The sequence below is a fragment of the Kitasatospora sp. NPDC059599 genome, from assembly GCF_042735125.1.
Taxonomy (GTDB): domain Bacteria; phylum Actinomycetota; class Actinomycetes; order Streptomycetales; family Streptomycetaceae; genus Kitasatospora.
On record NZ_JBHWCL010000215.1, the window covers coordinates 1 to 13,301 of the forward strand.

Annotated in this window: 12 protein-coding genes; 4 read left to right on the forward strand and 8 right to left on the reverse strand. The window is 74.4% G+C overall.

Features of this window, described 5'->3' with window-relative positions:
- Nucleotides 1-129: 129 nt before the first annotated feature.
- A complete protein-coding gene (locus ACFV04_RS41050) occupies nucleotides 130-510 on the reverse strand; it encodes a VOC family protein (protein ID WP_380344527.1) in 381 nt (126 codons plus the stop codon).
- A 120-nt stretch (nucleotides 511-630) separates the two neighbouring features.
- Between ACFV04_RS41050 and ACFV04_RS41055 the strand changes: the two genes are divergently transcribed.
- Nucleotides 631-927, forward strand: a complete 297-nt coding sequence (locus ACFV04_RS41055; protein WP_380536188.1) for a hypothetical protein — start codon at nucleotides 631-633, stop codon at nucleotides 925-927.
- Between the two features lie 67 nt (nucleotides 928-994).
- Here the strand turns inward: ACFV04_RS41055 and ACFV04_RS41060 are convergent, their stop codons facing one another.
- On the reverse strand, nucleotides 995-2,713 hold the full coding sequence (locus ACFV04_RS41060) for an LCP family protein (protein WP_380536190.1): 1,719 nt from the start codon (nucleotides 2,711-2,713) through the stop codon (nucleotides 995-997).
- Nucleotides 2,706-3,164 (reverse strand): DUF6542 domain-containing protein, encoded by a 459-nt coding sequence (locus ACFV04_RS41065; RefSeq protein ID WP_380344518.1) that lies wholly within the window; start codon nucleotides 3,162-3,164, stop codon nucleotides 2,706-2,708. Before ACFV04_RS41065 ends, ACFV04_RS41060 begins: the two co-directional genes overlap by 8 nt.
- 323 nt (nucleotides 3,165-3,487) lie before the next feature.
- Here ACFV04_RS41065 and ACFV04_RS41070 point away from each other — a divergent pair, with 323 nt between their 5' ends.
- Entirely contained in the window at nucleotides 3,488-4,132 is a 645-nt protein-coding gene (locus tag ACFV04_RS41070) for a TetR/AcrR family transcriptional regulator (RefSeq protein WP_380536191.1), read from the forward strand.
- 101 nt (nucleotides 4,133-4,233) lie between these two features.
- Here ACFV04_RS41070 and ACFV04_RS41075 read toward each other — a convergent pair whose 3' ends face one another.
- On the reverse strand, nucleotides 4,234-4,941 hold the full coding sequence (locus tag ACFV04_RS41075) for a hypothetical protein (protein ID WP_380536193.1): 708 nt from the start codon (nucleotides 4,939-4,941) through the stop codon (nucleotides 4,234-4,236).
- A 226-nt stretch (nucleotides 4,942-5,167) separates the two neighbouring features.
- Here ACFV04_RS41075 and ACFV04_RS41080 point away from each other — a divergent pair, with 226 nt between their 5' ends.
- Entirely contained in the window at nucleotides 5,168-5,887 is a 720-nt protein-coding gene (locus ACFV04_RS41080; RefSeq protein WP_380536195.1) for a nucleotidyltransferase domain-containing protein, read from the forward strand.
- 89 nt (nucleotides 5,888-5,976) lie between these two features.
- On the opposite strand, the gene ACFV04_RS41085 is transcribed toward ACFV04_RS41080, so the two are convergent.
- The 3 genes from ACFV04_RS41085 to ACFV04_RS41095 form a co-directional block, all read right to left on the reverse strand.
- A complete protein-coding gene (locus tag ACFV04_RS41085; protein WP_380536197.1) occupies nucleotides 5,977-6,753 on the reverse strand; it encodes a GNAT family N-acetyltransferase in 777 nt (258 codons plus the stop codon).
- A 153-nt stretch (nucleotides 6,754-6,906) separates the two neighbouring features.
- Complete coding sequence (locus ACFV04_RS41090) at nucleotides 6,907-7,791, reverse strand: CAP domain-containing protein (RefSeq protein ID WP_380536199.1); 885 nt, start codon at nucleotides 7,789-7,791, stop codon at nucleotides 6,907-6,909.
- Nucleotides 7,792-7,933: 142 nt separating this feature from the next.
- Nucleotides 7,934-10,873, reverse strand: coding sequence for a BTAD domain-containing putative transcriptional regulator (locus tag ACFV04_RS41095; protein WP_380536201.1), 2,940 nt, complete (start codon nucleotides 10,871-10,873; stop codon nucleotides 7,934-7,936).
- A gap of 103 nt (nucleotides 10,874-10,976) precedes the next feature.
- Here ACFV04_RS41095 and ACFV04_RS41100 point away from each other — a divergent pair, with 103 nt between their 5' ends.
- The gene (locus ACFV04_RS41100; RefSeq protein WP_380344502.1) at nucleotides 10,977-12,401 is read left to right on the forward strand and encodes a BTAD domain-containing putative transcriptional regulator; all 1,425 of its coding nucleotides are present in this window, start codon (nucleotides 10,977-10,979) and stop codon (nucleotides 12,399-12,401) included.
- A gap of 15 nt (nucleotides 12,402-12,416) precedes the next feature.
- On the opposite strand, the gene ACFV04_RS41105 is transcribed toward ACFV04_RS41100, so the two are convergent.
- On the reverse strand, nucleotides 12,417-12,911 hold the full coding sequence (locus tag ACFV04_RS41105) for a hypothetical protein (RefSeq protein WP_380344500.1): 495 nt from the start codon (nucleotides 12,909-12,911) through the stop codon (nucleotides 12,417-12,419).
- Between the last annotated feature and the right edge of the window lie 390 nt (nucleotides 12,912-13,301).

Below are 13,301 nucleotides of genomic sequence, written 5' to 3' on the forward strand. Positions count from 1 at the left end.
GAGCGGGGCGGGGGCTAGCTGGGGGCGGTGCGGGCGGGAAACGACACCTGGAGGGTGGACTGCCCGCCCCCGGCCGCGCGGCGGCGCCCCTCGTCCCGGCGGGGATATGGGGCGCCGGTCGTTCCGGGGCTACCGCGCGGCCCACTCCACCGGCTCGATCACGACCCCGTTCGGGTCGGTGACCTGGAACAGCTTCTCGCCCCACGGCTCCTCGCGCAGCGGCAGCGTGATCGGGACCCCCGCCTCGCGGAGCCGCCGCTCCTCGGCGGCGACGTCCTCGACGACGAACGCCAGGATCACGCCGTCCGCGGTGCGGTGGCGCTGCTCCTCCGGCAGGACCTCCAGGCCGCGCCGCAGGTAGACGACGTTGACCCCGCCGCCCGGGTGTCCGAGCGAGACGAAGCCGTCGGCCGACATCTCCTCCGTGTATCCGAAGTGCTCCCGGAGGAACGCGGCGGAGGCGGTGACGTCCTCGACGGTCAGGGAGACGGCGGTCTTGGTGATCTGCAAGGCGGGAACCCTCTCGTCGGCATCGCGGGGCATCCGTACGATTACCACGTACGCGGTACACTATACATAGTACGGAGAATTGCGCCAGGGCGGTCCGGGGTCGGGGTGTCGCATCGAGCAATGGGGGGCGATCCGACGTCGGACGCCGGATACGAGGTCTCGCCGGAGCAGTCGAGGTCCTCGGCGTACCGGCTGTCGGGTGAGCCGGCCGCGTACGGGGGGTTGCCGGTCGAGCCGTTGGAGGCCTGGTGCCGCGAGGTGCGGGCGGGGGCGGGCCGGCGGATCAACGAGTTCGGGTTGAGCATCCGTGGCCCGCGGCTGGAGGAGCCGTCCGGGCCGACGGTGAACCTGGTGTTCCTCTTCGCGCCGGGCGGTCCGCGGCCGGTGCGGCCGGCGCTCTACTTCGAGTGGTCGTGAGCTTTCGAGTGGTCGTGAGCGGTGCCCCGCCGGGGTCGGCGGGGCACCGTGCGGTCGGCGGGGCGCGTCAGTAGACGCAGGGGATGCCGCCGTCGGACTGGGCGTCGACGCCGGGGCCCTGCATCGGGAGGTTGGCGACCGGGTCGGAGGAGCCGCCGGTGGGGGCCGCGGACTTGTCCCCGCCCACGCCGGTGAAGCCGGTGCCGAGGGTGACCACGACGCGGTCGGCGCCGACGGTGGCGGAGTTGGACTCGGTGGCGGTCACGCCGTAGCGGGCGGCGATCTGGTCGGCGGCCTCCTTGGCGCCCTTGCCGTAGACCACGGTGGTGGTCTTCGGCCGGCCGGCCGCCGATCCGGTCCGGCCCTGCTTGAACCCCATCGCGACCAGGGCCTTGGACTCGGCGGTGGAGGAGACCCCGGCGGCCGAGGAGGCGTTGAGGACGTCGACGGTGACGGTCCCGTCGGCGGTCTGGGTCGGCGTGGGGGTCTGGCTCGTGGGCTGCGGGGTGGCGCCGGGGGTGCCGTCGGCCGGGTCGGTGGCGGCCGGTGCGGCGGCGTCGGCGTAGCCGAACAGCTGCTTGACCACCTTCTGGACCTTCGCCGGGGTCACCAGGTTGACGTCCTGGCCGTTCCGGGTGCCGAAGCCGTCGAAGGTCAGGGTGTTGAACTCGACGTTCCCGCCGGTCAGTGCCGGGGCCTGCTGGGCGAAGTCGAGGATGTTCCACTCGTTGTCGATGACGAGGTCCTTCTGTATGACGCCCATCAGCTGCTGCATCTTGCCGAGGTCGCCGACGATGCCCTTCTGCTTCAGGTTGTGCACGACGGCGGAGATGAAGGCCTGCTGGCGGTGGGTGCGGGCGAAGTCGCCGGAGTTCCCGTCGGGGCCGTCGAGGTTGTGGCGCTGGCGGACGAAGGAGAGCGCCTGGGCGGCGTTGAGGGTGTTGATGCCCTTCTTGAAGTCGGCGCCGGAGCCCTGGCCCTCCATGGCCGGGTCCTTGGTGTCGTGGGTGAGGCAGACCTGGATCGGCTCGACCGCCTTGGCGATGTCGTAGAAGCCCATCAGGTTGACCTCGGCGATGTGGTCGATGGGCTGGTCGAGGAACTTCTGCACGGTGCGGATGGTGGCCGCGCGCCCCAGGTCGCGGCCGGCCTTCTCCAGGTCGGCGCCCTTGAGGCCCTTGGCCCGCAGGCCCGGGTCGGCCTTGTCCTTGGCCGCGCCGTAGGCCTCCTTGATCTTGGCCATGCCCAGTTGGGAGCCGTCGGCGTTGTAGGTCATGACGTAGTCGTCGCGCGGTATCGACACGGCCTGGACCTTGCCGCCGTTCGCCGGGATGTGCAGCAGGATCAGGGAGTTGGTGTTGTACCCGCCGATCTCGGAGCTGTGGCCGGCGTGCAGCTCGTCCTGGACGAACTGCGGGGGCAGGTCGGAGCCGTCCATGTTCTTGCGGCTGTCCAGGCCGATCAGCAACAGGTTGACCGAGTTGTCGAGGTGCTTGGGTGCGTCCTTCTTCGTCTCGGCGATGACGTCGGACGTGGTCATCCCGTCGGTGAGCTGCTTGTACTCGTACCAGACCACCCCGCTGGCGGCGAACACCGCCAGTCCGACGGTGCAGGCCACCACCCGGCCGGCGATCAGCAGCGGGGAGGACGTGCGCTTCCCGTCGCCGCGGCGGGCGGCTGCCCGGCTGCCGCTTCCGGCCTCCGGGGCGCCCCCGGTCCGCTCGGCGCCCCGGGCCGGCCCCGTCCGTCCGGTGCGCTGGGTGTGCTGCTCGGCGTCGTCAGCCACGGTGCCTCCTCCGGTGCCGGACCAGCCGGACCACGATCACCAGTAGGGCCGCGGCCGCGGCCTCGGCCATCACGGGAAAGCCCTGCACCACCCATTTCGCGGCGCCGGTGGCCAGGCCCCTTCCCTGGTAGCGGTCCCGGTGGGCGGCCAGCTCGACGGCGGCCGTCGCGCCGAGGACCACCAGCGGTGAGGCCGCGAGCAGCCACCACCAGCCGTTGCGGCTGCTCAGCGCCGCCGCCACGCCGGTGCCGAGCACCGCGCCCACCGCGAACGCCAGGCCCATGCCGGGGCCGGAGAGTTCGTCGACCGCGGCGCCGGCCAGGGGCAGCCCGAGGGCCGCGGCCACCGGCAGTGCGGCGCCGCCGGGCAGGGGCCGTGCGGGCGCGCCGGGTCCGCCCGCCGTCCGCCGTCGCGAACCCTGGTCGGGCGACCGTCCTCGCTGTCCTGCCACGCACTTACCCCCGGTGTTCCCGTGTCCCGTGCGCCCTGGTGGCGCCGGTGCCCGCTCCGGCGCCTGTCCGTCGTTCGGAAATCCGTTCGCGGTGCTTCCAGTTCTGGACGTCCGGGCCGGTCGTCCGGTTCCCGGGGGGCGGCCCGGCCGCCCGCGGGCGGAGGCGGGGGCTTCCGATTTACCTCTACACGGGTGTAGAGATCGTAGGCAGCATAGATCACGTGCGTCCGGGGCGGCGGCTCCGGATCCGGCGCGGGTCGGATAAACTACACCGAGTAGTTTCTGAAGGGTCGGCCGGTGGGCCGACGGATGAGGAGTGGGCCGTGGCGACCACGGGTGGAGCGGGACGGCCGGAGAAGCGCAAGGCGATCACGCAGGCCGCGACGGTGGTGTTCGGGCGCGAGGGGTACGTGCGGGCCAGCATGGACGCGATCGCGGCCGAGGCCGGAGTGTCCAAGCGCACGGTCTACAACCACTTCGCCGACAAGGAGACCCTCTTCCTGTCGGTGGCGCTGCAGAACTCGGCGGAACTGACCGAGGAGGTCCGGCGCCTGATGGCGAAGTACCTCGACCGCGTGGTGGACCTGCGCCGGGACCTGGTCGACTTCGCGGTGGAGCGGGCCCGCGCGGTGCTGTCCGCCGGTGAGCACGGGGCCCTCGGCCGGGCGATCCGCGCCGAGGTCGCCAACATCCCGGCGGACGTCCTGGAGGCCTGGCTGGAAGCCGGGCCGATCGCCTCGCTGCGGGACCTCGCGGCGCACTTCGAGGCGCTCGCGGAGCGCGGACTGCTGGCCGTCGAGGACGCCGTACTGGCCGCGGAGCAGTACACGCTGCTGACCTTCCACGGCATCGCCGAGCGCTCGTTCTGGGGCGCCGTCCCGGTGGCGGACGAGGAGGTCGAGCGGATCGCGGCGGTCGGCGTCGACGCCTTCCTGCGGATCTACGGCGGGCCGGCGGCCCGGGCCTGAGCCCCCGCCCGGGTCCCGCCCGGGTCCCGCCCGGGGCGTCGGCCGCCCCGGGCCCGGGGCGGGGCCGGCCGTGTGCCGCCCCCGCCCCGGGCCCGCGTGGATCACTTCCAGTTGACGCCCTTGCCGAGGGTGTACGGGTCGCCCCAGTACTCGGCGCCCGCGACCTTCGAGGCCTCCGGGGACATCGCCACCGCGCAGGAGGTGGACGACTGGCCGTTGGTGAAGCCCTTGGGCAGCGAGTCGCTCTTGCACTTGGGGAAGGCGCCGATGATCAGCAGGTCCTGCGCCTCGGTGCCGTCCGCCAGCAGGCCCTTCATGTGGTTGACGCTGGTGAAGGACAGGTCGGTGCTGCCGGCGTTCGTGATCTTGTAGTGGATGTAGTACGGCACCAGGCCCTTGGCCTTGTCGCCCAGGTTGAGCGAGGTGAGGTCGGCCGGGTCGCCCTTCTCGATCGAGGTGACCGCGAGCGCGATGGTGCCCTTGGTGCTGCCCGAGCTGAACGGCATCGTGACGGCGTCGCCGACCTTGACCGTGGTTCCGGGCGCCGCGGTGGCGCCGGCCGGTGCGGGGGCGGCGGCCGTACCGGACGCCGCGCCGCCCGCCGGGGCGGAGGTCGGGGCGGCCGGGGTGATGGCTCCACCGCTCGGCGACGGCGCGTCGGTGGCGGCCGCGGACGGGGCGGCCGGCGGTGTCGTCGCCGCGGTGTCCGACGACGCCGCGTCGTCGTTGCAGGCGGTCATGGTGAGCGTGCCGACCGCGGCCAGTGCCGCCAGGGCCAGCACACGGCGATTGCTGCGGATGGGCTTCATGTGACGTCCCCCGTCATCGCGGGCCGCCGTCGGGCGGCCCTCCTGATGGACGTTCATAGCGCAGTCCACTGACAGGTGCCATGACTTCGGCCAGGCTTTGACCGGTCCGTGACGACTCCCTCGCGGGTCCGTGACAAGGGATATCGAGTCGTGATCAGGGAAGCGGGGGCGGTGCCGCCCCAGGCCCGACCGGATCCGTGCGATCCTGATCGCCATGGTTGCGAAAATGGTCGATCAGGCCCGCCGTCTGGTGGCCGAGCGCTACCCGGACGCGCTCGCCGCACTGCTGGCCGGCTCCGCCGCGACCGGGAACCCCACCGCCACCAGCGACCTCGACCTCGCGGTCCTGGTCGCCGACGGCGGCGGGACCCACCGGGAGACCGTCCGCTTCGAGGGCCGCGTCGTCGAACTCTTCGTCCACACCGGGACCGGCCTCGCCGAGCTGTTCGCCGTCGACGCCGCCTCCCGCCGGGCGGTCCTCCAGAACATGTACGCCACCGGCCTCCTGCTGACCGACCCGGACGGCCACGGCGCCCGCGCCCGCGAACGGGCCCGGGCCGACCTGCGCCAGGGCCCGCCCGCACTGGCCCCGGACACCGTGGAGACCCGTCGCTACGGCCTGACCGACCTGCTGGACGACCTGGCGGACGCCGACGACGACGCGGAACGCCTGGCGATCGCCGCAGAGGTGCTGACCGCCGCCGCCGACCTGCTCTGCGATCACCGGCGGGCCTGGACCGGCGCCGGCAAGTGGCTGCCGCGCCGCCTCCGGGAAGCCGACCCGGTCCTCGGCCCGGCCCTGGTCGACGGCCACCTGCGGCTGTGCCGGGACGGCGACCCGGACCCGCTGGCAGGGGCGGCCCGGCACGTCCTCGACCTGGTCGGCGGTCCGCTCTCCGAGGGCTACCGCCGCACCTGGCACGGCACCATCGAACGCACCGTCTGACCGGGCGCCCTGTCCGAACCTGCACACCGCCTGAACCTGCGCACCGCCTGACCGTGCGCACCGCCTGACCGTGCGCACCGCCCGGGCGTTCAGGAGGCGCTGAGCACCAGCTCGTTGTACGTCGCGACGGTGGTGAACCCGAGCCGCTCGTAGAGCCGGATCGCCGGGGCGTTGTCGGTGCGGACGTTGAGGCCCAGGTGGTCGGTGGTCGCGGCCAGGTGCCGGCACAGGGCGGTGACGCAGGCCCGGGCGAGGCCGCGGCCGCGGGCGTCGGGGTGGGTGGTCACGTTGCCGAGGACCGCGACCCGCTGGGCTGGGGAGTGGACGTGCACCCCGGCGACGGCCAGCAGCCGGCCGTCCTCGCGGACGCCGGTGTACCCGCCGCCGGTCAGCATCCGGGGGTCGAACCAGGCCTCCGGGTACGACGTGGCCAGCAGGGCGCGCGTGTCGGCGAGGTCGTCCGGGGTCAACAGCTGCGCCTCGTGGGGGACTTCGGCGGGAGGGTCGTGGGTGAGCAGCATCCGGAGCAGCGGTGTCCGGCGCTCGACCGCGTAGTGGGGTGCGAGGGCCCGCTCGGCGCCGTCCGGCAGTCCGGCCAGGAAGCGGCGCGGCAGGAACGGCAGCAGGTCGCCCAGTAGGGCCTCCAGCGGGGGGACGGCGGCGGGCCGGGCGAAGGCGAGCAGGACGGGGGTGTCGCCGCCGCTGTACAGCAGGGCGACCGGGCCGTGCTCGGCGGAGGCGGTGTACCAGGCGGTGTTGGACCAGGTGGTGTCGTCCAGGTCGCCGAGCTCGAACAGGTGCAGCGCCGGATCGGTGCGGAACCGGGCGGCGAGCGCGGCGCGGTCGTGCAGGCTGATGAGGGGCACGCGGTCGAGGATAGGCCCGGACCGACCGGACCCCGGTGGGGTCGGAGCATCCAGCGCTGCGCGGGGTCAGCGGTGTTGCCGCCGGCCATCGAGGTTCCGCGCAGCCGGTGGGGAGAAGGCCGGGTAGTCGGGGCGGAGTGGCCGAGAGCCGGGTCAGACCTGGCCGAAGGTCTGGACGCAGCGGCCCCGGGCGCCGTGCTGGCGGGGCGCGCTGCCGACACCGAGGTGGTTGAAGCGGGGGTCGAGTATGGCGTCCCGGTGGCGGGGACTGTTCATCCAGAACCGCATGGCCTCCGGCACGTTGTCCGCCTCGGCCACGTTCTCGGAGGAGAAGCGGAAGGCGAAGCCGGCGGCGCGTACCCGGTGCCAGGGTGTGCTGCCGTCGGTGCCGCTGTCCCGGACGAGGTCGTGCGCGGTCAAGTCCTCGGCATGGCGTTGGGCGGCTGCGTTCAGCCTGTCGTCGAGCCGCAGGGGTCGCACCCCCGAGCGGGCGCGCTCGGTGTTGACGGCGGCCAGCATCTCGGCGCGGACGTCGATGTCGGAGGGCTGCGGACGGACTGCCGACCGCCACCGGCCGACGCGGGTCCTGCCTGCCGGGACGAGTTGCCACCGCTGGGCGGAATCGGCGTGGTCCCGCTGGGCCAGGGTGAGCGGGGACCCGGGGGCGGCCGCGGTGAGGAAGAGGTCGGCCTCGGTGGTGCGCGCGGTTCGGATCCGCAGCCAGTCGTCACCGACGACCTCCAGGCACCAGCGCTGACCGGGGCGCCCGTCCAGATCGGCCAGCGAAGTCCGGCGGGTGGCACGGTCGTAGTGCAGGACCTTGGCCTGGCCGGGGGCGTACTTCCCCCGGGTCAGCTGCGTCTCCAGCACCCAGTCACCGTCCACGGCCCAGAAGACCCAGCCCTGGGTGGTGGTGCCGTCGGGCTCCCGGGAGTGGACCGGTGCGCCCCGGTCGTCGTGTCCGGGGCACAGGTCGACGACCGTTCCGTTCGCCGACCGGACCGTCCACACCTGGCCGTTCCGTACGAGCGTGGGCATGTGTCGCACCTCTCGTCCGTGCTGCGCCCCGGGCCGTGACCGTGTCGGTCGCGGCGGCCCGGGGCCTGACGAGGGAGAGATTTCCGGAGTGCGGCAGACGGCCGCTCAACGCGCCTGGCCGGAGCCTGCGTTGATGCCGCGTCTACCGGGTGAGCAGCGCTCTGACCTGCGCGGCCTCCTCCTCCAGGCCCAGCCGCTCGTACACCTCCAGGGAGTCCGTCAGACAGGCCCGGGCCTGGCGCGGGCGGCCGAGTCCGGTGAGCGCGGTGCCGAGGGTGTGCAGCAGGGCGGCCTCCAGGTTGGCGCTGGTGCGGCGGGCGAGGGGGAGCGCGGTCTCGGCGGCGTCGACGGCCAGCAGCCAGCGGTCGGCCTCGGCGTGGATGCGGGCGGCGAGGTCGCCGGCCGCGGCGGCGAACACGGTGACCTGGAGGGCGGTGAACTCCTCGCGGGCGCCGACGGCGTGGTCGAGCGCGGCCTCCGGGTCGTCGCAGAGCCGCAGGACCCGGGCGAGGTAGTAGCGGCCGATGGCGGCGGAGACCGGGCCGGAGGCGCTCATCAGCCGGGCGCAGCGTTCGGCGGCGTCCCGGGCCTCGGCGAGGCGTCCGGTCCGGGCGGCGCTGAACGCGAACTCGCCGAGCGCGCTGCCCTCGGCGCGTTCGGCGCCCAGGCGGTGGAACAGCTCGGCGGCGCGCCCGGCGTGTTCCGCGGCCTCGGCGTAGCGGCCGTGGGTGCGGGCGTTGCTGCCGAGGGTGATGAGGGCCTTGGCGAGCACCCGTTCGGTCCGTTCGTCCCGTTCCGACAGCTCGACGGCCCGGCGGATCTCCTCCTCGGACTCGGCGTAGCGGTTGATGTGCCAGAGCATGCTGCCGCGCAGGTAGCGGGCGAGGGCGAGCGGGCCGTGCTCGCCGCGGGCGGCGGCCTGCTCGGCGATGTGCCCGGCGAGGTCGACGATGACGCCGGTCTGGGTGCGTTCGGGGAGCACGGCGCCCATCCGGTCGGCGAGTTCGGCGGCGCGGTCGAGCGGGAGGGCGGGGTCGGCGCAGCCGAGCGCGATGACGGCGGCGTGCACCTCGGCCTGGTCGCGCATCCAGCGCACGGCGTCCGCGCCGTCGGCGACGGGGTGGCCGGGGGAGGCCACGGCGGCGCCGAGCAGGCTGAGTTCGGCCGGTTCGGCTTTGCGGGCGGCGCGGTCGGCGTTGCGGGCGGTGGCGAGGCAGAAGTCGAGCAGCCGGTCGGTGGCGGCGGTGCGGTCGGCGGCGCTCTCCTCGGTGGCGAGCCGGCCGCGGGCGTAGGCGCGGACGAGGTCGTGGAAGCCGTAGCGGCCGAAGCGGGGGGAGTGCAGCAGGTTGAGGTCGACGAGTCCTTCGAGGAGCCGGTCGGTCCGGTCGGCGCTCCGGCCGATCAGGGCGGCGGCGCAGGGCAGCGGCAGGTCGGGGGCGTCGGGCAGGGACAGCAGGCGGAAGGCGCGGGCGAGTTCCGGGTCCAGGCGCTGGTAGGAGAGCGCGAAGGTGGCCTCCACGGTCCTTTCGCCGTCGCTGAGTTCGGCCAGCCGGTGCTGGTGGCGCAGCCCCTCGGCGAGCGCCGCGAGGGTGAGCGCGGGGTCGGCGGCGAGCCGGGAGGCGGCGATGCGCACGGCCAGCGGCAGCAGTCCGCAGGCCCGGACGACCTCCTCGGCGGTCCCGGCTTCGGCGGCGACGCGGTCGGCGCCGACGATGCGGGCGAGCAGTTCCAGGGCCTGCTCGGGCGAGAGGGTGTCCAGGCGCAGCTGGTGGGCCCCGGCCAGGCCGGCCAGCCGGTGGCGGCTGGTGACGAGGACGGCGCAGCCGGCCGAGCCGGGCAGCAGCGGTTCGACGTGCCCGGAGTCGGCGGCGTTGTCGAGGACCACCAGGACGCGTCGTCCGGCCAGGGCGGAGCGGTAGAGCGCGCTGCGTTCGCGGGTGTCCGGCGGGATGTCGGCGGGGTCGACGCCGAGGGCGCGCAGGAAGCCGGCGAGGACGGCGCCGGGACCGGGCGGGGTGCGGTCGGCGCCGCGCAGGTCGGCGAAGAGCTGCCCGTCGGGGAAGCGCGTCCGGACGTGCCGGGCGACGTGCACGGCCAGGGTGGTCTTGCCGACGCCGCCCATGCCGTCCAGGGCGGAGACCACGACGGCGCGCCCGCCGGCCCCGCAGAGCCGGTCCGCGAGGGTGTCCACCTCCTCGGCCCGGCCGGTGAAGTCGGCAAGCCCGGAGGGGAGTTGGTCGGGCGTCTGCCAGGTGTCGACGGCGGTCGCGGGGGCCGGGCGGGCCGGGAGCAGGGTGGCGTCCTCCCGCAGGATGCGCAGATGGAGACGGGCCGGACCCGGTGCGTCCGGCGGCAGCGACGGGCGGGCGTCCTCGTACACGGCGAGCGCCTCGGCCCTGCGGCCCGACTGGTACAGGGCCCGCATCAGCACGGCGGTGAGCCGGGGCCGCCCGGGGTGCTCCAGGGCGAGCGCCTCGGCCTGCGCGGTCAGGTCGGTGCGGTCGCCGAGGTCGGCGTCCAGCTCCAGCTGGGTCTCCTCGGCCGAGATCCGCTGCTCGGTGAGGCGGGCCCGGACGGCGTCGGCGTGCGGCCCCGGCAGCCCGGCAAGCGGTTCGCCGGCCCACAGCCGCTGGGCGTTCCGCAGCACCTCCCGGATCTCCTGCGGCGGCGCGTCGGCCTCCCGCAGCCGTCCGGCTTCGGCCAGCAGCGACTCCCAGGCGGCGGTGTCCACGACCGCCCGGGGCACCCGGAGCGCGTAGCCGTCGCCGACCCGGACCAGCGGCAGCCGCTCCGGATCGTCCCCGGTGTACGGCCGGAACGCGGTGCGCAGCCGGGAGACGGCGAGCTGGACGGCCTTGCGCGGATCGGTCGGCGCGGCCCCGCCCCACACCCCCTCGACCAGCACCGGGACGGCCACCGTCCGCCCGGCGGCGGCCAGCAGCACCGCGAGCACGGCCCGCTGCTGCGGCCGGCCCAGCTCCAGTTCCCGCTCCCCGTACCAGGCCCGCAACGGTCCCAGCAGGCCGAACCGCAGCCCGGCTCCCCCCGTGTCGCCCATGTCGCCCCCGAAGTCGTCGCCCACCGGGATTTCGCCACTTCCGTTCGGAAAGCGGCGCCCCATACCCCGGCGGCCTATGCTCTGCTCACAGATTGTGCACCGGAATCCGAGCTTCGAGGGGTGGGTCGTGCGGCTCGATTTCCGCGTGCTGGGGCCTTTGCGTGCGACGTGTGACGGCCGTGAGATCGAGCTCGGCCGGCCGCAGCAGCGGGCCGTGCTGGCTGCGCTGCTCCTCGCCCCCGGGCAGCTGGTGCCGACGGACCGGCTGGTCGAGGGCCTCTGGGGGGAGGACGAGACCCGCTGGCCGAAGGACCCGACGGGGCAGATCGGCACCCACGTGCACCGGCTGCGCCGCGCCCTCGGCGAGTCCGGGCTGCCGGTCGCCGCGGCGGGCGGTTATCGGCTGGCGGCGCCGCGCGAGGCGGTGGACCTGTTCCGCTACGAGGACGCGGTCACGGGGGCCGTCGCGCTGCGTCACCGGGATCCGGTCCGGGCGAGGGAGGAACTGGCGGCGGCGCTCGCGGCGTGGGAGGGCGTCCGAGCGCTGGACGGCGTGCCCGGGCCGTTCGCCGAACGGACCCGGGAACGGCTGGCGGCCGGGCGCTTCGCCGTGGTGAAGACCCTGCTGGAGCTGGACCTGGCACTCGGCCGGCACACCGCCGCGGTGGAACCGCTGGCCGCACTGGCGGCCGCGCACCCGCAGGACGAGGAGGTGCACCGGCTGCACCTGCTGGCGCTGCACCGTTGCGGCCGTACGGCGGAGGCGCTGGCGGCGTACGGGGCGCTGCGGGAGCGGCTGGACCGGGAGCTGGGGCTCGAACCGGCGCCCGCCGTGGCCGAACTGGCCGACCGGATCCGGCGCGGGGACGCCCCGCTGCCGCGGCGGCTGCCGAGGCCCGGCCAGCTGCCACCGGACATCCCCGACCTGGTGGGCCGGGCCGGGCTGGTGCGCCGGGCGGAGCGGACACTGCGGGCGACCGGCGACGGTTCGCCGGTCGTGGGGCTCTCGGGTCCGGCGGGCAGCGGCGCGTCGGCGCTGGCGGTGCACGTGGCGCACGTCGTCCAGGACGCCTTCCCCGACGGCCAGCTGTACGCGGGCGGTGGTGCGGCGGACGTGGTGCTCGCCGGGTTCCTGCGTGCGTTCGGCGAGCGGCCGGCGGCGGGGGCCGGTGTCGAGGAGCTCGGGGCGCGCTACCGGGAGCTGCTCACCGGGCGGCGCGTCCTGGTGCTGCTGGACGGGGTGGCCGACCCGCGGCCGCTCCTGCCGGAGCGGGCGGGCTGCGCGGCCGTGGTGGCGGGTGCGGAACCGGGCACGCTGCCCGAGGACGCCGCACGGCTCACGGTGGGACCGTTGGAGCCGCGCGACGCCCACGAGCTGCTGGCCCGGATCGTGGGCGCGGACAGGATCCGGCAGGAGCCGGACGCGGCGGCCGAGGTGGCCGCCCTCTGCGGCCACCTGCCGGTGCTGCTGCGGACGGCGGCGGACCGGCTCGCGGCCCGGCCGCGCTGGTCGGTGGACGACCTGGTCAGGTGGCTCACCGAGCGGGGGTGAGGGTCTTCGGATCCTCTAGTAGGGGTCGGAGCTGTTGAGCGTGTTCCATCCCGAGTCGCCGCTCTCGGTGCCGCCCGAGAAGTTGACGGCGAGCCCGCCGAGGCCCCAGACCACGAGGGAGGCCCGCTGGTAGATGTCGCTCTTGAAGGTGTTGCTGGCCCAGCAGATACGGTTACCGGCCCCGTAGACGACGAAGTTCCCGTCGTCCTGCATGATCGCCTTCTGGCCGCAGCCCCAGGTCTTCGGTGCGGCCCACTTCGGGTAGGCCGGCGCGCCCTCGGGGGTGCGGTAGACGACGAGGTTGCCGTCGAGCTGGAAGGCCAGCCGCGTGTAGCCGGTGTCGATGGTGTAGCCGGGGTAGAGCACCCCGGGCTCGGGCATGCTGGCCCTGGGGAGGGTCTCCGGGTCGGCCGCGTGCGCGGTCCCCGCGGAGATCATCGTCCCGGCCAGTGCCAGCGTGACGGCCGCCGCCCCGACGGCCGTGTTCTTCGCCGCCTTCATCACCTTCATGTCCCCGTGCTGCCTCTCTCCTACGTCGGCGCCCGCTGTCGTGTCGGGCGCCCTCTGGTGGTTCCGATCATGGACAACGGCGATAGACGTTCGATGAACGTCCTGTTGAGGCAGGAGCGGTTTGGCCTGGGCGCGGATGAGGAGTACTGTTCTCTAGTCGCTCGGCAGGGAGCACCGGACACGCGTCAGCGCGGACGGTCCCGCGGCGGCCAATCCTCTGAAACACCACTTCCCAGGTTCGGGCTGGGTCACGTTCGCGTGTTCGCGTCATGACTCGGTTCTTGCTTTGGCGTGTTCGTTTTATCGGATTGCGGCGGATTCGCTTTTCGGAGTACGGATCGGCTAGAGTTTGAAACGTCGGACAGGGCGTCAAGCCCCGGAAGACACCGG

Bases quoted from the DNA above. Each gene is read 5' to 3' on its own strand.
- ACFV04_RS41055 (WP_380536188.1), top strand. From the start codon at position 631: ATGGGGGGCGATCCGACGTCGGACGCCGGATACGAGGTCTCGCCGGAG.
- ACFV04_RS41075 (WP_380536193.1), bottom strand. From the start codon at position 4,941: ATGAAGCCCATCCGCAGCAATCGCCGTGTGCTGGCCCTGGCGGCACTG.
- ACFV04_RS41090 (WP_380536199.1), bottom strand. From the start codon at position 7,791: ATGCCCACGCTCGTACGGAACGGCCAGGTGTGGACGGTCCGGTCGGCG.
- ACFV04_RS41105 (WP_380344500.1), bottom strand. From the start codon at position 12,911: ATGAAGGTGATGAAGGCGGCGAAGAACACGGCCGTCGGGGCGGCGGCC.
- ACFV04_RS41080 (WP_380536195.1), top strand. From the start codon at position 5,168: ATGGTCGATCAGGCCCGCCGTCTGGTGGCCGAGCGCTACCCGGACGCG.